Source organism: Streptomyces sp. NPDC005576 (assembly GCF_042871745.1).
In the GTDB taxonomy this organism is placed as follows: Bacteria; Actinomycetota; Actinomycetes; order Streptomycetales; family Streptomycetaceae; genus Streptomyces.
This window is the reverse complement of sequence record NZ_JBIAJC010000030.1, coordinates 1-18,495: the sequence shown is the minus strand read 5'-3', so window position 1 is coordinate 18,495 and position 18,495 is coordinate 1. Positions and strand designations below refer to the sequence as shown.

General features: G+C 71.1%; 19 protein-coding genes. 7 read left to right on the top strand and 12 right to left on the bottom strand.

Annotation, left to right across the window (positions count from 1 at the left end; translation table 11 throughout):
- Positions 1-124: 124 nt before the first annotated feature.
- A complete protein-coding gene (locus ACFYPN_RS32535; RefSeq protein ID WP_389303360.1) occupies positions 125-2,125 on the top strand; it encodes a hypothetical protein in 2,001 nt (666 codons plus the stop codon).
- A 149-nt stretch (positions 2,126-2,274) separates the two neighbouring features.
- Here the strand turns inward: ACFYPN_RS32535 and ACFYPN_RS32530 are convergent, their stop codons facing one another.
- Together ACFYPN_RS32530 and ACFYPN_RS32525 are read right to left on the bottom strand one after the other, a co-directional pair.
- Positions 2,275-2,472, bottom strand: a complete 198-nt coding sequence (locus ACFYPN_RS32530) for a hypothetical protein (RefSeq protein WP_389303358.1) — start codon at positions 2,470-2,472, stop codon at positions 2,275-2,277.
- Positions 2,473-2,735: 263 nt separating this feature from the next.
- Positions 2,736-3,059 (bottom strand): hypothetical protein, encoded by a 324-nt coding sequence (locus ACFYPN_RS32525; RefSeq protein WP_389303355.1) that lies wholly within the window; start codon positions 3,057-3,059, stop codon positions 2,736-2,738.
- A gap of 843 nt (positions 3,060-3,902) precedes the next feature.
- On the opposite strand from ACFYPN_RS32525, the gene ACFYPN_RS32520 reads away from it, so the two are divergent.
- Positions 3,903-4,496: a helix-turn-helix transcriptional regulator gene (locus ACFYPN_RS32520; RefSeq protein WP_389303352.1), complete on the top strand. Its 594-nt coding sequence runs from the start codon at positions 3,903-3,905 to the stop codon at positions 4,494-4,496.
- 74 nt (positions 4,497-4,570) lie between these two features.
- Here ACFYPN_RS32520 and ACFYPN_RS32515 read toward each other — a convergent pair whose 3' ends face one another.
- From ACFYPN_RS32515 to ACFYPN_RS32470, 10 genes are all read right to left on the bottom strand, one after another.
- On the bottom strand, positions 4,571-6,520 hold the full coding sequence (locus tag ACFYPN_RS32515; protein ID WP_389303349.1) for a DUF2637 domain-containing protein: 1,950 nt from the start codon (positions 6,518-6,520) through the stop codon (positions 4,571-4,573).
- A 64-nt stretch (positions 6,521-6,584) separates the two neighbouring features.
- Entirely contained in the window at positions 6,585-6,713 is a 129-nt protein-coding gene (locus ACFYPN_RS32510; RefSeq protein ID WP_389303347.1) for a hypothetical protein, read from the bottom strand.
- 97 nt (positions 6,714-6,810) lie between these two features.
- The gene (locus ACFYPN_RS32505; RefSeq protein ID WP_389303344.1) at positions 6,811-6,963 is read right to left on the bottom strand and encodes a hypothetical protein; all 153 of its coding nucleotides are present in this window, start codon (positions 6,961-6,963) and stop codon (positions 6,811-6,813) included.
- A gap of 260 nt (positions 6,964-7,223) precedes the next feature.
- On the bottom strand, positions 7,224-8,459 hold the full coding sequence (locus ACFYPN_RS32500) for a hypothetical protein (RefSeq protein WP_389303342.1): 1,236 nt from the start codon (positions 8,457-8,459) through the stop codon (positions 7,224-7,226).
- On the bottom strand, positions 8,459-8,917 hold the full coding sequence (locus ACFYPN_RS32495) for a hypothetical protein (protein ID WP_389303339.1): 459 nt from the start codon (positions 8,915-8,917) through the stop codon (positions 8,459-8,461). Before ACFYPN_RS32495 ends, ACFYPN_RS32500 begins: the two co-directional genes overlap by 1 nt.
- Before the next feature lie 2 nt (positions 8,918-8,919).
- Positions 8,920-9,816, bottom strand: coding sequence for a hypothetical protein (locus ACFYPN_RS32490; RefSeq protein ID WP_389303336.1), 897 nt, complete (start codon positions 9,814-9,816; stop codon positions 8,920-8,922).
- Positions 9,813-10,130, bottom strand: a complete 318-nt coding sequence (locus tag ACFYPN_RS32485) for a WhiB family transcriptional regulator (RefSeq protein WP_389303334.1) — start codon at positions 10,128-10,130, stop codon at positions 9,813-9,815. Before ACFYPN_RS32485 ends, ACFYPN_RS32490 begins: the two co-directional genes overlap by 4 nt.
- Entirely contained in the window at positions 10,127-10,387 is a 261-nt protein-coding gene (locus ACFYPN_RS32480; RefSeq protein WP_389303331.1) for a hypothetical protein, read from the bottom strand. Before ACFYPN_RS32480 ends, ACFYPN_RS32485 begins: the two co-directional genes overlap by 4 nt.
- Positions 10,387-10,719, bottom strand: a complete 333-nt coding sequence (locus ACFYPN_RS32475; protein WP_389303329.1) for a hypothetical protein — start codon at positions 10,717-10,719, stop codon at positions 10,387-10,389. Before ACFYPN_RS32475 ends, ACFYPN_RS32480 begins: the two co-directional genes overlap by 1 nt.
- Entirely contained in the window at positions 10,716-11,192 is a 477-nt protein-coding gene (locus ACFYPN_RS32470) for an RNA polymerase sigma factor (RefSeq protein WP_389303327.1), read from the bottom strand. The genes ACFYPN_RS32475 and ACFYPN_RS32470 overlap by 4 nt, the downstream gene beginning before the upstream one ends.
- A gap of 223 nt (positions 11,193-11,415) precedes the next feature.
- On the opposite strand from ACFYPN_RS32470, the gene ACFYPN_RS32465 reads away from it, so the two are divergent.
- From ACFYPN_RS32465 to ACFYPN_RS32445, 5 genes are all read left to right on the top strand, one after another.
- Positions 11,416-12,171, top strand: coding sequence for a GntR family transcriptional regulator (locus tag ACFYPN_RS32465; RefSeq protein ID WP_389303325.1), 756 nt, complete (start codon positions 11,416-11,418; stop codon positions 12,169-12,171).
- A 389-nt stretch (positions 12,172-12,560) separates the two neighbouring features.
- On the top strand, positions 12,561-13,691 hold the full coding sequence (locus ACFYPN_RS32460; protein ID WP_389303323.1) for a hypothetical protein: 1,131 nt from the start codon (positions 12,561-12,563) through the stop codon (positions 13,689-13,691).
- Positions 13,688-15,091 (top strand): replicative DNA helicase, encoded by a 1,404-nt coding sequence (locus ACFYPN_RS32455; RefSeq protein ID WP_389303321.1) that lies wholly within the window; start codon positions 13,688-13,690, stop codon positions 15,089-15,091. Before ACFYPN_RS32460 ends, ACFYPN_RS32455 begins: the two co-directional genes overlap by 4 nt.
- 861 nt (positions 15,092-15,952) lie before the next feature.
- Positions 15,953-16,243, top strand: coding sequence for a DNA-binding protein (locus tag ACFYPN_RS32450; protein WP_389303318.1), 291 nt, complete (start codon positions 15,953-15,955; stop codon positions 16,241-16,243).
- 1,230 nt (positions 16,244-17,473) lie between these two features.
- Positions 17,474-17,668, top strand: coding sequence for a hypothetical protein (locus ACFYPN_RS32445; RefSeq protein ID WP_389303315.1), 195 nt, complete (start codon positions 17,474-17,476; stop codon positions 17,666-17,668).
- The last annotated feature ends 827 nt before the right edge of the window (positions 17,669-18,495 follow it).

The window sequence follows — 18,495 nt, the reverse complement described above, 5'->3', positions numbered from 1 at the left end:
CCCGGGGGGGGTGGGGGGGGGGGGGGGGGGCGGGGGGGGGGGCCGGGCGGGGGCGCCGGGGGGGGGGGGGGGGGCCGGGCCCCCCCCCGCCGCAGCCGGCCCGACCATCCAAGGAGAAGACGTCATGAACACCACGCCCCATGCGACCTCCATCGGCCAGAAGCCGCACAGTGCTTGGCCTGCGGCCTTACGGATGGCCCTGGTGGCCTTGATAGCGGCGGTCGGGTTCATCCTGGCCGGCCCGGCGACCGACGCTTCGGCGGCTCCGCCCCCGCCTGACCCGGCAGCCAGCTCTCCGGAGAGTCAGCCCAGCTGGAGGAGCAAGCTGTCATGGAACATGTATGGGTCCTGGGTCCATGAGGAGCTGGATCCCCGGGACCGGTACTACCAGGTGAAGCTGCCCGTGCAGATACTCGCCCAGCGCATTGAGAAGCGGACAGCGGCGGGGGGGACCACGTTCAACGTCAAGGACGATGTGCCAGCTGCCGTAGAGGACTTCTTCACCTGGAACCGGAAGTCACGTGAGACCCCGAAAGTGCTCGCCAAGCAACTCACCAATATTGAGAAAAAGATCGAGCGGACCAAGAATCAGCGCGACAAGACCGCGAGCCCGAACAAACAAGCTAAGGAAAGGCAAAAGCTGGAAACGTTGTACCGGCAGCACAGGCACGTGTCAGGCAAGCTCCGCGACCCTGACGACACGAAGCCGGCGCCCACCGGCAAGGAAATCACGCAGCTCGACACTCAGGTCCGCACACTCAAGAAAAAGCTCGGCGATCTCGAACGTAAGGCGAGCAAGCAGCAGACCATGACCCGTGCTGGGCGCGATCGGGTGCAACAGAAGATCGACGGCACGCGGGCGGCACTGTCACGGGCTCAGGACGAACGAGACCGGCTCCGTCGCCAGGATGACGACGGTGACACCGGCGGAACACGCCCGGCGCCGACCGGCCCGAAGACCCCGCCGAAGGGGCCGTCGACCAGCAGCGTGGAAGCGCCCAAGGGGCCTGTTGTCAGCAGCGTCAAATCGCCGAAGTCCGGCCCGAATACGCCGCGTGGGGACCGCGCGCGAGGCACCGGCCTGGCTGAGTCCGAGGCTGACCGCCGCCGGCTCCAGGGACCGCCGGACGACGGCGACACTGGCGGTACGCGGGCGACACCGCGCGACCCGAAGCAGCCTCCGAGGGGACCGGGCTCCACCAACCCGACGACCACGTCGACCACGTCGCAGGGGAACAAGAGCGCAACCATCACCCGTCCCACGGCCATGTCGAAGACCGGGTTCCGGGGCACGGGCGCTAACCAGATGGCTGACGCCGTTGCCGGAGTCATCGCCGACGGCATCAGCCAGGACTACGCGGCCTCCCTGGACAGCAGGAACCAGCAGTTACTGGAGCAGGCACGCAAGGACCCGGCTCTGGCGAAACGGATCATCGACGACTACAACGAAATCAAGGACAACAACGAGATCGAGGTACTCTTCCGCGCCTTCGACACCTCCAAGGGATTCACCCAGGGCGCCACCCGCGCGGTCGCTCCTGAGCTGATCAAGTCCCAAAAGGCGCTCGACACCGCGAAAGCGATCGCCGACAAGTCGAACGCGGACCCGTTCGTTAAGAAGGCGCGTACCACGTGCGGCGGATACACCCCCTGCGTAAGAGAACGCGCTGACAGGCTGCGCAAGCAGAACGAGAAGGCGATCGCGGACTCGACGGATAAGGCGAAGAAGTCCAACGCCGACCCGCTCTATCAGAAGGCGCATACCGAGTGCGGCGGATATGACACTTGCGTCACCGAACGCACCCGCAAACTCCGCGAACAGAGCGCATTGTACCTGCAGGCTCAAAAGGAGTGCGGCGGATACGACACCTGCGTCACCGAACGCACCCGCAAACTCCGCGAACAGGCAGACGAGGCCGCCGCGAAGAAGCCGCGAACTGCGGAAGACACCAAGCCCGGCACCAAGCAGAAGCACACCGGAGCCACCAAGGCGAAGCAGCCCCACAAGGCACGCTCCGCCCCGCAGTCCACGTCCAGTACACACAACGTCGCGCAGCCCAAAAAGAAGAAGACGCAGACCCCGGACTACCACGGCAAAGGCGGCGTCGTGGCCTCGGCTTTCTGAACAACGCCGAGCCCGGACATCCAAATGGTCGTTGAGACCCCTCGAAGGAGGCATTAAGCCTTCCTAGCGACCGTACGGTGGCAGGGAACGCAGAAGGGCCCGAGGCGAGTTGAGCGCCTCGGGCCCCTTCTGTGTGGTGCTTGTGCCGGTCAGGCGTGGGCGTGCTCCTGGTGCTCCTGCGCGGCAGCGCCGTAGCCGTTGGCGACCGGGGCGCGGGCCTCGGTCAGGTAGTCGCTCGCGGTGGACTGCTTGACCTCAGCATCCTCGCCCTCGGCGGCCTGAACGTCGAGTACGCCCGTGAGGGCGCCCTCGGGGACATCGCCGTCCTGTGATCCCCGCCGGACCATCTGACAGCCGAGAACCCAACACCCCGCCCCGCCCCGCCCCGTGGCCCCCGGCAGCACACTGCCGGGGGCCACGGCCGTCCCGGTGCATCCCGTTTCCAGCACAGGGCGACCAGGCCAGAGGTGAAGCTCGACGCGTCAATGTGGGCGAGGCATTCGGGGTCGGGCCCGATCGCCTCGAAGGGCGGGTTCACACTGGGCGCCACCCTTCGTCACGTCCGCTGCGGACCAGGCGCCCACTGCCAGGCTCCACGGACTTACCTTCCCTACGGGAACTTGCAGAGGGCTCCAGCGCCGCCGTAGCGCAGGTTCGCGTCCCAGACCCATCCGGACCCGCGGATGTACGACCAGGTGTTGCCGTAACTGTTGGTCACGTAGCAGTTCACCGTCAGGGACTGGCCCGGCGCATACGAGTTGGTGGCAGTGCAGGCACCGTAAGGGCCGACACGAACCGTAGCGGTGGTTTCGGCGTAGTCGATCTGCTGGGTGGGATTGAGGTCCGCCGGCGGGTATCCCTGTGTCCATGGGCAGGCCGCAGTGATTTCGGCGGCCGCAGGTGGTGCCGCAACGAAGCCGGCAGTGGCCAGCAAGAGAGCAGCTCCAGTCGCTCCCAGATGTTTCAGCGCGGATCCGCGCATGGCGTTCCCTCCACTAAACGTACGAGTACTGGCACGGCAGAACTTCCCATCGAACGCCCGCAGAACTAACTTTGCGGCGCTTATGGCGCTGACTGAACGTCTGTTGTCCGAATCTCCGCTCGGGGTTGGGTGTACCCGCGCGTCATTGCGGTCGGCCGCGCCGGACCGTCTGACAGCCGAGACCCGAACACACCGTCCCTGTCCCACGGCCGTCTTAGTGCTCACCGTTTCCAGCACAGAACAACGAGTCCGGCCAGCGAGCCCGAAACCCCGATCACGGCGACGAACACGGTCACGGGGGGTGTGAGCGCCCGGCCCGAGGTAACCGGCGGCGACGACGCCCGCCAGCAGGAGTAGCAGAGTCCCTTCAGCAAACAGGACGAGTGCTAGCGCTGGTGAGGGGCCTGCGACCGGCTCGTACCCAGCAGCCGGGGACGGGACGAAAGCAGAACGAAGGCGATGGCCTGCTGCGGGGCGGTGGCCTCGGTGTCATGGTCGGGTTCCCCTCGAGGGTGGTGCGTCCGGACAGGTCCTTGGATGACGGGTTCGGCGGACGGTGCAGCCTCCGCCATGTCCCGGTGCCGGGCAGCACGATGCGGCACGACAGGCTTAGCTGCGCAACCCCGCCCCTTCAAAGGACGGGGTCCAGCCTGGCAACCCTGGCAGGGTCCGGTGAAGGTGTGGGTGCCATAGCCCTTCACCTGCAAGGACCCTGTGTGCCCCCACGGCACGGCCGCGCATGGCATCGGCCCTGGCCTGACAGGAGCAGCTCCGGTCTCGGGGGAGGATGAGCCCATGAGCACGCGTCCGTTGCTGAACCAGCGCGAGGCTGCCGCCGCGTGCGGCGTCTCCCGCACGACCATCCGCCGGCGCCGCGAGGCGGGCGACCTGCCCGGCGCGGTCCAAGACCCGCAGCGTGGGTGGCTGATCCCCGTCGAAGACCTCCTGGCGGCCGGGTTCCGGCTGCATGCCCCCGCCGGACCCGACGAGGTGACCGCGGTGATGCCGGCCGGGCCAGACCCGGGCGTCGTCGCGGACCCGGAGGACGGGGCCGGGCTCCGCGCCGAACTCGACCGCGTCCGCCACGAACACGCCTTGGCCCTCGCCACCGCCGAACACGGACGCCAGCTCGCCAAGGCCGAGGCGCAGTTGCTGCGTGATCAGCTCGACGCGCGGGCGGAGCACATCGCCGATCTTCAGCAGGCGCTGCGGGCGCTGACGGCAGGCCAGGAACGGGCCGTACTGCAGCCGTCCCCGTCCGTGCCCGGGCAGGCACATCCCGTCGGTGGCGGGAACGAGCCGGTGCCCCCGCTGACCCAAGCTCCGGTCCTGGGGCCCGGGGCGGTTGGGGAGGCGGCGGAGCAGCGTCGGTGGTGGCGTCGGACCTGACGTGCCCAAGGTGCCATGGGGAGGGCCCGGTCATCAGGCCGGGCCCTTCTGCATGCACGGGGGTCATACGGGTGTCAGTGCACGGGCTCGTACACCGCGTCGGCGGCGGCCTGGTGGGCGTAGCCGTCGCGCAGGAGCTGCATCGCCTCCTGGCGGAGTTCGCCGGCGGTGGTGCGGGCGGCACCGAGGCGGTCCTGGATCCGGGCGAGCGGAACGCGCTCGGGGTCGATCTGGTCGGCCGGGGTGCCGGCGGGGTACTCAACGAGGAGCATGCGGGCGACGCGGCGGGCGTGGCGCTGGCGCTGGGACAGCTTCAGGTAGTCGTCGGCGGCTTCGGCCGCCGCCTCGATGCGGGCGGTCTCCTCCCGGGCGCGCGCGGCGGCCAGCGTCGCCTCCGCCGTCGCCCTCTCGGTCTGGGCGAGCTGGTGTTCGCGGGTGATCCGGTCCGCCGTACGGCGCTCCGTCTCCTGCGCCCGGCGCTCCGCCTGGTCCGCGAGGCGGGTCGCCTCGTCACGGTCGCGGGCCGCCTTCAGCTCCAGGGCCGCCGCCTCGTCCGCCAACTCGGCGGCGCGCTTGCGGGCGGCGGCGGCCGTCTCCGACTCGACCGCCGTCTGCTCCGCCTTCGCCGCACGCTCGGCCGCCGTCTTCCGGAGCGCGGCCTGGACTTCCGCCTCGGCGGTGGTCGCGGTCGCCTCCGCCGCCGCCGAACCGACCCGGGCGTCCGTGCGGTGCTCCGCCTCCGCAACCCGGCCCCGGTCGGTGATCTCCGCGATCCGGGCCGCCGTCGCCGCCTCGCGCAGACGCTCCGCCTCCCGGCGGTCGTCCTCCGCCTCCTGGCGCTGACGCTCCTTGTCCTGCCGCGCGCGCTCCGCGTCGGCCGCCTTCTTCTGGCGCTCGCGCTCCGCCTTCTGACGCTCGCGCTCCTCCTCCTCCGCCTGCCACCGCTCCGGCAGGGCGAGCGCCTCTTCGACCGTGTAGCCGCGGGGCGCCATCGTGATGGGCAGCCGCTCGATCTCCGACGCCTTCTTCAGGTCGCCGCCGTGGCGCTGGGTGAGGTGGACGACGTACCCGGCCAGGTCCTGCTCGCGCCGCACCATCTCCGGGTACGAGCGCACGGCCGCCAGACGCATCCGCCGGTACAGGCGCGCGGTCGCGATCGGGGAGAGGACCCAGCGGTGCAGCGGGACGCGGTCGGTGGCCGTGCCCTGCTTGATCCGGGCGGCGTGCATCAGGATCTTGCGGGCGCCCTCGATCCCGAGGACGAACAGGCCGGGCATGACCGCGTGCGAGAGCGCCCACAGCGGGTTCGCCCAGAGACTGTCCCAGACGCCGCCAGCGGCCTCCGCCTGCCCTGCGCCGGAGGTCTCTGCGCCGATGCCCTCGGTGGCGTTCAGCACGACCGTCACGAGCGTCATGAAGTGCGCGGCGTAGCGCACCACGGGCCACGGGGTGCCCCGCCGGACCATGAACAGGTCGAGGGCGAGCAGGGCCACGATCGAGACGTCGATGCCGATCGGGAAGAACGGCGCGAACCCGTGGCTGAACCCGTGGTGGAGCGCGAACTGCTTGAGCGTGGTGTACGAGGCGGCGAACCCGATCACGCCGACGACCGGCATCCCGACCCCGGCCACCAGCGGCAGGAGCCAGCCCACCAGGCGGGCACCGAGGGTGGCCGCAGTGGCCTGGGGGGAGGCCACATCTGCCGGGGCCGCGCCAGGGTCGGCCGGGGCCGTGGACACGGGGGTGCCCACCCCGGCCGGCACCCCCCGGCCGCCCTTGCGGGGAGCGGGCGGAGCGGTGTCGGTGAGGGCCGGAGCGGCCGGGGTGGCTGCCGGAACGGCCTCGGCCGCGTACGGAGCGGCCGGGGCCGTGGCACCCCGGTAGGCCGTGTCCTGGTCACCCGTCAGCGTCTGTTCCATCCCGGCATCCTCCCCCCTGCCGGGGGTGGCCGGAGCACCGGCCCGCCGGTCCGGAGCGGACCCGGGCGGGACCGGAGCGGTGTACGTCGTGGTCGTCGTCGTCATGGTGTGCCTCCATCGGGAGTACGGGCGCCCCGGGGCCGGATGGGCCCCGGGGCGCGGTGAGCGGTCAGGAGCAGGCGGAGCAGGTCTGCGACGGGCTGTCGGACTCGAACCAGCCACCGCACTGGGAGCACTGCCACTGGGAGGCGAGGCGGGCCAGGGCCTGGAGCGCGGCCCGTACGCGGCGGGTGGTCACCGGGCCGCTCCAGTCGCTCCGGGCTGGGTCCAGCTGCCGCACTTGCCACACACCCACTGGGGGCCGCTCTGGGTCATCGGGCGTCCGCAGCACGTCATCACTTGCCGCCCTTCGGGGTGCCCGCGACCGGCTTGGCCGGACCGGAGACCCAGCCGCCCCGGGAGGCGCAGTAGTCGGACTCGTAGCGGTCGCCGTTCGAGGGGGCGCTGGCGGGCCGGGGGGTGATGGAGATCTTCTTGTCGAGTGCCATGATTCGGTGTCCTGTCTCGCGCAGATGGGATGCGGAGCGACCGGCTTTCTTGGCAGTTGGGCGGTCGCTCCGCGCTTGCGTGGTGGGGCCTCTCGGCTCCCCTCACCGCCCCTCTCACGCGGGCGGATCGGGCAGCAGGCGGAGACTCCAGACCCCTTCTCGAATCCGGGTGATCCGGCGTCAGGGAGGGGCGTCAGGGGCCCGCCAGGGGCCGATAGGGCGGTGATAGTTTCCGCAGGTCAAAGCGGTGATAGGGCGGTCTATCGGGGGGTCGGTGGCTTCTCCTGGGAGAGGGTCGGGGAGGGGGCCTTGGCGGGTGCCTGTCGGCGCCCGGGGATGAGGCTGAGAGCGGCCGCGACGGGGTGCTTGGCGGGGGCCTTCGCGGGGGTCTGGGGCGGGGTGCCGGCGGGGGGCTCCCCGACCGCTTTGGCGGGGGCTGCGGGCGGGTCGGCGGGGGTCTCCCCGACCGGCCCGGCGGGGGCCGCGGACGCCGCCTCGGCGGCCTTGGCCGCGCGGTCCTGGACGAGCGCGAGCGGGGACATCCCGAGCGCCGTGGACGTGGCGTCCACGCGGAGCCCGACCCGGGTCACCGGCTTCCCGCCGATCCGCATGCCGAGCTTGTCGACGGTGGGGAGCCCGGTCCCCTCCACCCATGTCCGCAGCGCGGCGAGTTCGGTGTCGGGGACGATGAGCCCGGCAGCGGTCGCGGACTGGAGCACCACATCGAGGTGGACCCCGGCCCGACCCGCGCTCTCCGCGTCCGCCACCGCCTCCACCACGTGCCACAGCAACAGCCCCTGGCCGTCCTCCTGGTCCTCGTCCTCGACGACGTCCTGCCCGTTGTCCTCGCCCTCGCCCTCGCCCTTGCCCGGGGCCGGGGAGAGGGGCGGGGCGACGCGCCACGCGCTCACGATCCACGCCGCTCCCCCGACCGAAACGATCAAGGGCTCCCACGGCACCAAGACGCCGAGGTGAGAGGTGATCAGGGCGGTCGCCATCCCGCCGGCCCCGACCGCCAGGAGCCCGCCGAGGGCGATGTAGCCGAGCGACTCCAGCAGCGGACGCCGCCCGAGCGGCGCGCCGCCGAGCTCCTCCAGTGCCGCCTCGCGCACGTCGTCGTCCTCGTCGGCGGCCTCCAGCTTCTTGACCAGCGCGGCGTGGCGCTTCGTGTACTTGGCCAGGGCGGCGGCGGCCTGGGGGTCGTCGGACGCCTGGTCCCACGCCCACCGCACCGCCCGGGCCACGCACCCGCAGCCCAGTCCCAGCAGCGCCCACGAGCCGCGCCACACGGTCTTGATGCCGGTCCAGGTGCCGGACGTGACCGCCCATACCTCCAGGACCGCCCCGGGGACCCGGCGGCCGTCCTCGACCACCGGGGCGACTGCCGGGGCCTCCACGACCGCCGGTTCGTCCGCGAGGACCAGGGCGACCGGCTCCCCCGGGGGGGCCGTCACCGGGACGACGACCGGCGGGGCGTCCACCATCTCGGCAGTCATCACAGACCGCCGACGATGTTCGCGAGCTTGAGGACCAGGCCGACGCCGATGCCCCAGATGCCGCCCGCCTGCCCGTAGATGACCCCGGCGGAGATCCCGAGGAGCGCGGGCCAGATGAGCTTCTTCCACGAAGGGAAGAACACGCAGATGGTGAGGGCGACCGCGACGCCGCCGAGGCCGATGTCGCCGAGGCCGGACCCCTGGATCAGGGACGTCGGTACGTCGCTGATGCCCTTCACGACGTCGCCCCACAGGTTCCCGGCCGCCACGGCGAGCGTCCCGAAACCGATCCCGAACGCGCCGGCCTTGTCGCGGTCGAGCTTCATGCGGTCGGAGCCGCGCAGCCCCAAGAGGAGCAGGAGGCCGGTGGCGAGGGTGAGGCCGGAGATCCCGATCGAGCCGAGGACCGGACCGTTGGCGAGGACGACGTCCGTCGCGGCGAGGGTGGAGAGAGACATGCTCACAGGACGACTCCGGGCGCGTAGATGAGGGAGGAGAGGACGACGGTGGCGAGCGGCACACGGGCCGCCCAGCGGACCGCCGGGATGAGCTGGGCACGGGCGGCGCGGCGGTCCAGGCCGTACCAGCACGCGGCGGCGAGCGGACCGGCGGCCAGCAGCGGGGAGAGGAGGGTGCCCCACGGCTCGATGGCGTAGAGCACGTCCCGGACGACCGGGCCGGTCCCCTGGCCCCACAGGGACGCCGCCACGGCGGCGACCGGACGGGCCAGCAACCCGAACAGGCCCGGCAACTTCTGGAGCTGGACCATCCCCGCGGCTTTCCATCCGCCGATCGCGGCCGCGACCGTGAGGCCGGCGGCGGCGAGCTGCGGGACGGAGAACGTCATCCGGGCCATCAGCCCGACGCCCGCCATCGGGTCACCGGTCAGCGACCAGATCACCAGCGAACCGGCACCGGCCGCGCCCGCGTTGTAGGCGAGCCACCGCCACCGCGGACTCGCCGCGATCGCCGCGAACCGACCACCCGCCTCGGCCTCACCCTCGGCCTCGACCTCTGCGGCGGCGGCACGGCGCTGGCGCTTCTTCAGCGACCGCTCCGGAGCAGACGACGCAGCCTCCGCCGGGTCCGCCGCAGCGACCGGCGCCTTCTTGAACTTCGCCGCGAACTTCGACCCGACCTTCGTCGGAGCCGGAGCCGGAGCCGGAGCCGGGGCCGGGGCCGGGGCCGGAGCGACCGGAGCCGGGACCACCGGAGGAGAGGCCGGGGCGGCCGGGGCCGGGGCCGTGGCGACGGGCTGAGCGCCCGTCACCGTGGCGGCCAGCGCGGCGGCCCGGATCGTCGTCCGCCGTTTCGTCGCCCGGCTCGGAGCCGGGGGCGGAGTCGTCGGGGCGCTCATGCCGTCGCTCCGTTCTTCGGCCGGCGGCCGAACAGCTCGACGTGCAGTGCGCGGCGCTCGGCCTGCCGGAGCCCGCCGCGCACGCCCCGGACACGGGACGCCACGGTGCACTCGGCCAAGTCCCGCGACAGGCACCACGCGACCACCGGGCACCCGGCACACACCGCCAGCGCGGCGAGCTCCGCCGCCGAGAGGCCGTTGCGCAGCTCCGACGCCTCCGGGAAGAACAGTTCCGGGTCCACGCCCTGGCAGGCCGGGACACCGGCCGGACCGGCAGCGGCGACGACCTGCTTCGCGTTCCGCGTGAGCGTCATGACCGGCCCCCGATCCGCGCCCAGGCGCCGACCCGGCCCATCGCGACGATCATCCGCGCCCGCACCCGCAGCTCGTCCGCGCCCAGCACGTCGAGACCCGACCCGGCGACGACGTACCCCTGCGGGAGCGACAGACCCGACACGCCCCGCAGCACCCGCTGCTCAGCGTCCGCCACCGTGCGCTGCCCCGGCAGAATCGTCCGCGTCAGCACCTCGGCCTGCGGCGCGTCCCACCACTCGTGCACCCGCACCGTCATCACCGACCACCCCCGGCGCCCTCGACGTCGAACAGACCGAGCTGCGACTCGTCCAGCGCCTGGCGGCGCAGCACGGCGGCCGTCTCGGCGTTGCGCCTGCGGGCGCGGCCGTAGCAGCCGGGGCACCACGGGCAGAGCTCCGACACCGGGGCGGCGGCGGTCTCGTGCTCGGTCAGCGGGAGCGGGTACGGGGCGGCGAGCAACTCGCGGCGCTCGGTGCGCTCCAGGCCGCACCGCTTCGAGGGGTGCTCGATGCCGCAGGCGCCCCTGCACAGGCAGTTGGTGCCCTCGCGTTCCAGCACGATCTCCAGCACCGTCAGCGGGGCGCTCATGCCGCTGCCCCGATCCACGACGCGAGCCGGTGGACGGCCCGCTCGTAGTCCTGGAAATCGGTGGCCAGCTCGCGGCGGACCCGGGCGGAGCGGTAGTGCCCGCAGACCCGGGAGCGGGCCATCACCGCGAGCAGCCCCGCCGGACGCTGGACGTCGTTGCCGCACAGCAGGTACTGCCACACCTCGACCCACACGTCCTGCACCAGGTCGTCCACCAGGTGCAGGTCCTCACGGCGCACGGACCGGGCGACAACACGCCCGACCATCACCCCGTACTCGGCGACCCACCCGGCGAGCAGCTCGCGGAGCACCGCGTCCGCCGACCGAACCGAACCCGTGCGGGCCGCGAACGGCTCCGCCTCCGGACCCATGTCGTCGTCCCGGCGCTCCTCGCGCTCGATCTCCTCGGCCAACCCCGCCCGTACCCCGGGGGTGACCAGCGCGGATAAGCCGCGCTCTGCCACGATCGTCATGTCGGTGCCCTCTCTCCATCTCAAGTCCTGGGCGGGTCCGATAGATGGCCTCGGAGTTGCACCTCCGAGGCCATCGCTGTGCGACCCAAGACCGAAGGTAGAGAGCAAAATCCAAAGTGTCAAGATGGTTCCCAACCTTCTTGACTGCGGTAACATGAGGGCACCGCTGCTTGACGCCGATAGCCTGGGAAACAAGCAGGGGATCACAGGGAGGAGAGCGACCATGAATGCAAGTGCCATCGTGGCGGATATTCGCTCGGGCATTGCCGCAGGTCAGTACCAGTACGGTGCCCGCCTGCCCAGCGTTCGAGAGCTGGCCGACAAGTACGAGGTAAGCCAGCAGACGGCTGCGGCGGCCTACGCCGTACTGTCCGCCCTCGGCTTGACCCGTACTGAGCGCGGCAGCGGTACCACCGTGGCAGCCGGCCCCAGCGCCGACGCCCATCTGGGCACGTATGCGCCCCCGGACCTGACTGCCGCACTGCCCTGGAAGCCGAGCAACGCAGTCGGCCAAGCAGGCGAGGAAACCACTCTCGTACGGCAGTCGCCTGCAACGGCTGAGATGGCTCTCTGGGGCATCTCCGAAGGGGCCGACGTCGTGGAGCGCACGAGGATCAGGTCAGTGGACGGCGTGCCGGTACAGCACAAGCTGACGGTCCTGCCGTACCCGATCGCAGCCAAAACGCCCGACGGGTACGAGGGTGTGCCCCCGATGCTGGCGCCGGTAGGCGCTCAGCCGATCAAGCCGCCAAAGGGCGTGCGCGTGGCTGACTGGCTGGGCTGGGACGTCGCCCTGACGGAGTGCGCGATCACGGCGGAGCCCATGCCCCTGGCCGTGTGCGAGGCGCTCAGGATGCAGGAAGGTTCGCCCGGCTTCCGCATCGTCAACATCACCAAGAACTCCGTGGGAGAAACGGTGTACGTAACCGTCACGACCACACCACTCCATCACCGGGTGACACTCGACATCGTGGGATGACACGAAAAAATCGACGTCAGCTCCGCAATCAATCGGCTTTTCGCAGCCGTCGAAGGATCTTCTGTTCTCGTCATAGGCGAACCTGCTCAGCCGAGAACGGAAGATCCTGAATTCTCCCGCTCGCTTTATCCAGCGGGAGAATTCTTTTCCTTCCGCGATCTGCCCATGATCGCGGAAGGGGTGATCAGCCACCAATAGGCAACGCAAAAGGCCCCGTCGCAACGACGGGGCCCGCACGTCCAGCTCGGGCGGCCACCCGGGCTGGAGAAGCACTCTCGACTGCATGAGGAGGTGCGCTCATCTATGAGCGTACGAGACGAACAGCGCAGCAGGCCAGCCCGCCCTACGGGCACGCCGCAGACGAACAGCCACCCGGCGGAGGTGGCTCGGTGAGCGAGCGCGACGCACTGCACGGTCAGCGGGCGGATCTCGATGTCCGCGAGACCTTCAGGAAGAAGTCGGAGTTCGCTCCGAACGTCACGATCACCGACGAGACGTTCTTCGGGCACGGCTTCCAGCCCTTGACCCTCGGCGTGCTGCAAGCCCTGTGGTTCCTGCCTCACGACGCCACGTTCGACGTCCCGTTCCTGGTGAAGTGGTTCGACAGGCTCGGCTGGAAGGGCGCCAACGGTAAGCCGCTCGGCGCGAACACCGTCCGTCGGGAGCTGGGTCTGCTGCGCGAGGCCGGCCACATCCAGACCCGCCGCCTGCGTGGTGAAGGCGGCAAGGCCGTCGGCATCCAGTACGTCGTCTCCCAGCGTCGGCTGGACCAGCCTGAGACCGGAGCGTGGATTCCCGCTCCCGACGATTACCGCAGCTCAGACCACATGTCACCATTGCCCACATGTGGTCAGTCACCACATGTGGGCAATGAGGAAAACCCCAGCTCAGACCACATGTCACCAATGCCCACATGTGGCCAGTCACCACACATGGCCAATGGTGCAAAACCGCAGGTCGCACCACGTGGTACCAATGGATCTCCCCCCCCACACCCCCCGGAGGAGGAGGATTCCTCCTCCCCCTACCCCCTCACCCGCACCACGGGGTCGCTGCCGTCACAGCAGCAGCTGGAACGGGCGCCAGAGTTCTCCGCCGAGGACCTCGCGGGCGCGGCGGATTTCCTCCAGCGAATGCGGCGGTGGCAGGCCGGTCTCTCCACGGCGAAGCGGTGCGCACCGCGGCTGCTGCGCGCGATGCGGACGCAGGGCTGGCCGGCGCTCGCGTCGATGGACGACGTCCAGCGCCTGGCGCTTGAGGCCGAGATCTTGAAGAACACCGGCGGGGCTACCTCGTGGGTGAAGTGCCTGCCGGGCTGGGTCGATGACCTGTGCCTGTACCGGCCGCCGGCCCCGGCCGCCGCGCCTGCCCACACCGCCCCGGAGATCGAGGCGGCGTTGCGCGCGGCCTGCCCGGCCTGCGACCAGCTCGGCTGGGTCCTGGACGACGACGACGACAAGCCCAACCGCCGCTGCACCCACCCGGGCCTGGCCGCGACGACCTCTCAGGAGCAGCAGTGACCACCGACGCGTTCACGGAGATTCCCGCTCAGCAGGGGCCGGAGACGCCGGAGGCGGCGGCCGGGCGGGTCGAGGAGATGGTGCTGGGCGCGTGCCTAATGGCGACCCCGGCCGCCGACCCCGTCCCGGTCGTGGCGCAGATCCTGGACGCGCCCCGGACCTGGTACCGGCCGCACCACGAGACGATCTGGCGGGCTGTTCTGGCACTCCACGGCCGCTCGAAGCCGACCGGGTTGCCGATGGTCGAGGCGGAGCTCCGCCGCAGTGGCGACCTGGACCGGGTGGGCGGGTTCGTGCAGCTGTCGCAGATCGCGCAGCAGGCATGCCTGTCGGTCGAGGTCGAGCACTACGCCGAGATTGTCCACGGCTACGCCCGGCTGCGCCGCTACCACGAGGCCCTGGTGCGCGGGATGCAGACGGCGCGTCAGGCCGACCCGGCCGGGGTCACCGGCGCGATCGCGGCGCACCAGGCGGAGCTGGAGCACCTGGCGGCCGACGAGACCGCGGACGACGGGTTGTTCGGCCTGTTCGGCGACGGGCTCCAGGAGCACCTGGACAGCCTGGAGTCCACGATCGAGGCCGCCGCGGTGACCGGGCTGCGCGACCTGGACGCGAAGCTCAAGTTGCGGCCCGGGAACATCGTCCTGGTGGCCGGCCGACCGGCGATGGGCAAGAGCGCGGCCACGCTCGGGGTCGCGCTCGCCAACGCCAGCTCGGGCCGGGCGACGCTGGTGCACAGCCTGGAGATGGGCAGGTCCGAGGTCACCAACCGGGTCCTGTCGAACCGCTCGCGGGTCGCGCTGGACCACCTGATGGAGGGCGGCCCGGCGGTCACGGAGGACGACTGGACCCGCATGGCCCGCCGGCTCCCCGAACTGGAGACGCTGCCGCTGTTCATGGACTACACGCCCCGGGTCACCCCGGCGCTGGTCCGCACCCGCATCAAGGCGGTCCACCGGGCGACCGGACAGGTCCCGCTGGTGATCATCGACTACGTCCAGCTCATGTACACCGACCAGCGCAACAGCCGCCAGAGCGCGTACGAGCGGGTGTCCGAGGTCAGCCGTGAGCTGAAGATCATCGCCGAGGAGACCGGCGCCGTGATCATCTGCTGCGCACAGCTCAACCGTGGCTCCGAGCACCGCGAGGGCAAGCGCCCCGCCGCGTCGGACCTGCGGGACTCCGGACAGCTGGAGCAGGACGCGAGCGCGATCATCCTGCTCCACCGCGAGGACGCCTACGAGCCGGCGTCTCCCCGGGCCGGGGAGAGCGAGTTGATCCTCGCGAAGAACCGCAACGGGCCGACCGGCACGGTCACCGTCGCGCACCAGTTCCACTACTCGCGGCTGCGGGACATGACGAGGGAGGGAGAGGGCCCCGGCGCATACCAGGGCCATTAGAGCCGCTGTACGCCCCTCTGAATGATCGTCAGCCGCCCCGGGCCTCCCAGGTCCGGGGCGGTCGCGTTGGGCCCGCAGATCGCCGTACAGCGCCCCGGGTTCCCGTTGGGGCGGGCGGGTCCGTGGGGGCTGCCTGTGAGATTCACCCCGGTTTTCGCCTGGTGGCCGGGTTCTGGCTGTGAGGCTGTGAGCTGTGAGGTTCGGGTGTTTGTGCTGGTGGGGACCGGCATCCGGTCCGGCAGGGGCACCGGCTGGCGCGACCGGTGCACCGGCTGGCCATCGGGGTGGTTGCCGGTCACCAGCCGGTGCCCGTGCCGGTCCTGATGCCGGTTCTGGGCATCCGTCCGGGCATCTGCTGGGCATCCGCTGGGATCTGTCCGGGCGCCTGCTGCTGGACGGATGCCAGCGGATCACCAGCGGATGCCCAGCGGATGGTTCGGCGGGGTCCACCGCGTGCCGTGCGTGTCCCGTGTCGGGCGTGCCGCCTACGCGCGTGTACGCGTGGGGCGCGCTCGGGCGCGTGCCGACACGGGTCGGCCGGTCCAGGCGGTCACAGCCGTCGTGTCACCGCTGCGGTCACAGTCGCCGGCGGGGCGGGCACCCGCGCGGGTCCTGCGGCCTCGATGCCGGGGGCGTTCCGCGGCGAGGCCAACGCCCGGCGGCGCCGGTCCGGGAACCACGGCCAGGAGCAGCGGCCGGTCGAGCCGGCCGACGCACCGTCCCCGGCACTGCTCGCTCCGGCGGGCACGGCGCGGTGCTCTTGGCGGTGGTCTACGCCGAGGCTGCCGGGAACCCCGGAGCGGAGCGGCCCGGGGACCCGGCGGAACCGGGCCGGTGTGGGCCGTCGACGACAATGCCTGGGTGAAGACCTGGACGGACGATCTCCCGCAGATACCCTTCGCCTACCGTGATCTCCCAGAAGGCGGCGAGTGGATGACCCGGGAGGAGGCTGCGTCCTCTCTGGGGATCGGCGAGCTCCATCTCAACGCGTTGCTGATGAACACCCACCGAATCGCCATGGTCCGCACCACCACCGGCAGGGAACTCGCCGTCACCCGCGCCAGTGTGGAAGCGGAAAAGCAATGGCGCGCCACCGCCTCTCACTGGCACAAGGCATTGCGCCTGCTCAAAGACACGCTCAAGGCACTGTGAGGAGGCCACCCGGCAGGCTGGGTGGCGGCACGCCCGAGCATCCGCTGGGGAACCGCTGGGCATCCGTCCGGGATCTGTCCAGCTCGGGGCGTCCGGACAGTTCCCAGCGGATGCCCGGACGGATGGTTCGGCGGGGGTCCAACGCGTGCCGTGCGTGTCCCGGGTCGGGCGTGCCGCCTACGCGCGTGTACGCGTAGGGGCGCGCTCGGACGCGTGCCGACACGGGCCGGTCCGGTCCGGGCGGTCACAGCCACCGTGTCACCGCTGCGGTCACAACCGCGGTCACAGTCCGGCGGGAGGGGCCGGCGCCCAGGACGCGGCGTCCGTCCCGGCGCGGAGCCGTGGCGCCGGGACGGAGCTCGTGCTCCTGGCCGCCGTTGTCGGCAGGCCGGTGGGCGCAGCGTTCGCCAGCCGGGCGGCCCCGGGGACCCGGCGGAACCGGGCCGGTACTCCCCGAGGGGTCTCCCAGGGAAGTAGTCGGCGCGCCCGGCACCCCTTGACCGTGCGTCCTGATCTGCGGTTTCTCCTGTCCGGCCCGGCCGGTGGAAGCAAGTTGTAGGGCAAGTTGCAGAGCAAGTTGTAGCGCAAGTTGAAAGGCACGTTGTAGGGCAAGTTGTAGGGCAAGCCGGGTTGGCGGTCTCGCTACGGGGCGCCGCGGCGAGGTCGTCGCCTCGATGCCGGGGCCCGTCCCGCGCGGCCGTCGCCGTCCTCTTGGTCCCCGGGGGCGACGGCCAGGAGGACGGCGCACCATCGGTAGCAGCATGTGTTGCGCCATCGGTAGCACCATCCGTAGCGCCAGGGGTTGCGACATCTGTTGCACCTCCCCGGACGCGGCCCGCCCGTTCGACCAGGTCAGGGCCGGGACAGGCACTCACCACGGCTCGGACTTCCCCTCGTTCCCCGGGCCTGGCTGCTGAAAGGTGGCGGGGCGGGTGACGGGGAGTCGGGGAAGGCGTGCGGCGCTGCGCCGGCCTCTCTCGCGGCCCGTCGCGGAGCGCGCCGGGCACGGGCCGGTACGTCCCGGCCCCGTGCCATGGGTGCTGCCATGGGTCCTGCCACGCGGACTGCTGCCATGCATGGTGACCTGCGCGGACGCCCGGAAACCCCCGCCCTCGCCTGGGCATGGCACTACCCATGGCAGCAGTCCGCGTGCGGCCCTCAGGACACCCGCGCAGGCACTCATCCGTCGACTGCCTGAAAGCAGGCCGTGCGCGCCGCTACCGTCCCCGCATGGACACAGTTGACGTGCAACTGCACGGCGGACCACTGGACGGGCAGACCGTGCCGGTGCTCGCCGAGGACGAAGACCCCTGGACCGCGATTCTGAGCGACCACGGCCAATATCCCGGCGGCCGGTCCCTCTACGCGCCGGACGCCGAAGGCGTGTGGAGATGGGTGCGGGACACGCACCCGGAAGAGCTGTAGACCAGCTATCAAAGGCGGAGAGAGATGGAAAAGGACAAGCTCTGCGACACCTGCGGAGAAGAATGTGGAGACGCCTACTGCGGAAAATGCCCGCACTGCGGGGGTGAGCTGGAAGAGGATTACGTCTGGCCCACCCCGTGCATGAAATGCCGACTCAAGGCGCAAAGGGTGCAGGCCCTCGAACCGTTCCCTTTCGACATTTAAAAACCGGGCCAGTGGTGGTGGTCGGTCCGTGTTTCTACCCGTGCATCAAAAGGCGCTCCGGGCGGATGTGGTGATGCCCTGGAATCCCAATCGCTACACGGTCCATCAGGTTGATGCACCGTGGGGAGCGGCGCCCCGGGGGTGTGGTCCGATTCCGCCAAAGGTACATGCGCATCATTTGATGCAGTGGGGGTGCGGGCTGGCTCCAGAGTTCATCTCGTACTCGATCTGAAGCAGCATCACCCGGGGTTCTCCGCCCCGCCGTTCCCGTGGCGGCGACCCTGCCCCCGTGTCCTCCTGGTGGCCCGCCACCCGCCCCGGCTGTCCCGGGGTGGTGGGCCGGAATCCCAAGCCCTACACGGGCCCGCGCGTGATGCACCGTCCGCCGCCCGTAGCCAGCCCGGCGAAGCCGGTAGGGCGGGAGCGCAGCGGACGCCCCGCCACGGAGCGCAGCGGAGAGGCGCCCCCCCAATTACCGCGCAGCGGTAATTAGAATTCCCGCGTGCGGGAATTCCCCATAAACCGCGCAGCGGTTTATCAAAGGCGCGCAGCGCCTTTCAGAATGCGCGCAGCGCATTCCCGCTCTATGCAGCGCGCCAGCGCTGCATTACCCGCTCCGCGGG

Excerpts from the sequence above, each read along its gene's own strand:
- ACFYPN_RS32490 (WP_389303336.1), bottom strand. The coding sequence starts at position 9,816 with ATGAGCGCCCCGACGACTCCGCCCCCGGCTCCGAGCCGGGCGACGAAA.
- ACFYPN_RS32505 (WP_389303344.1), bottom strand. The coding sequence starts at position 6,963 with ATGGCACTCGACAAGAAGATCTCCATCACCCCCCGGCCCGCCAGCGCC.
- ACFYPN_RS32500 (WP_389303342.1), bottom strand. The coding sequence starts at position 8,459 with ATGACTGCCGAGATGGTGGACGCCCCGCCGGTCGTCGTCCCGGTGACG.
- ACFYPN_RS32465 (WP_389303325.1), top strand. The coding sequence starts at position 11,416 with ATGAATGCAAGTGCCATCGTGGCGGATATTCGCTCGGGCATTGCCGCA.
- ACFYPN_RS32515 (WP_389303349.1), bottom strand. The coding sequence starts at position 6,520 with ATGACGACGACGACCACGACGTACACCGCTCCGGTCCCGCCCGGGTCC.
- ACFYPN_RS32530 (WP_389303358.1), bottom strand. The coding sequence starts at position 2,472 with ATGGTCCGGCGGGGATCACAGGACGGCGATGTCCCCGAGGGCGCCCTC.
- ACFYPN_RS32485 (WP_389303334.1), bottom strand. The coding sequence starts at position 10,130 with ATGACGCTCACGCGGAACGCGAAGCAGGTCGTCGCCGCTGCCGGTCCG.
- ACFYPN_RS32495 (WP_389303339.1), bottom strand. The coding sequence starts at position 8,917 with ATGTCTCTCTCCACCCTCGCCGCGACGGACGTCGTCCTCGCCAACGGT.
- ACFYPN_RS32445 (WP_389303315.1), top strand. The coding sequence starts at position 17,474 with ATGGACACAGTTGACGTGCAACTGCACGGCGGACCACTGGACGGGCAG.
- ACFYPN_RS32535 (WP_389303360.1), top strand. The coding sequence starts at position 125 with ATGAACACCACGCCCCATGCGACCTCCATCGGCCAGAAGCCGCACAGT.
- ACFYPN_RS32470 (WP_389303327.1), bottom strand. The coding sequence starts at position 11,192 with ATGACGATCGTGGCAGAGCGCGGCTTATCCGCGCTGGTCACCCCCGGG.
- ACFYPN_RS32520 (WP_389303352.1), top strand. The coding sequence starts at position 3,903 with ATGAGCACGCGTCCGTTGCTGAACCAGCGCGAGGCTGCCGCCGCGTGC.
- ACFYPN_RS32480 (WP_389303331.1), bottom strand. The coding sequence starts at position 10,387 with ATGACGGTGCGGGTGCACGAGTGGTGGGACGCGCCGCAGGCCGAGGTG.
- ACFYPN_RS32475 (WP_389303329.1), bottom strand. The coding sequence starts at position 10,719 with ATGAGCGCCCCGCTGACGGTGCTGGAGATCGTGCTGGAACGCGAGGGC.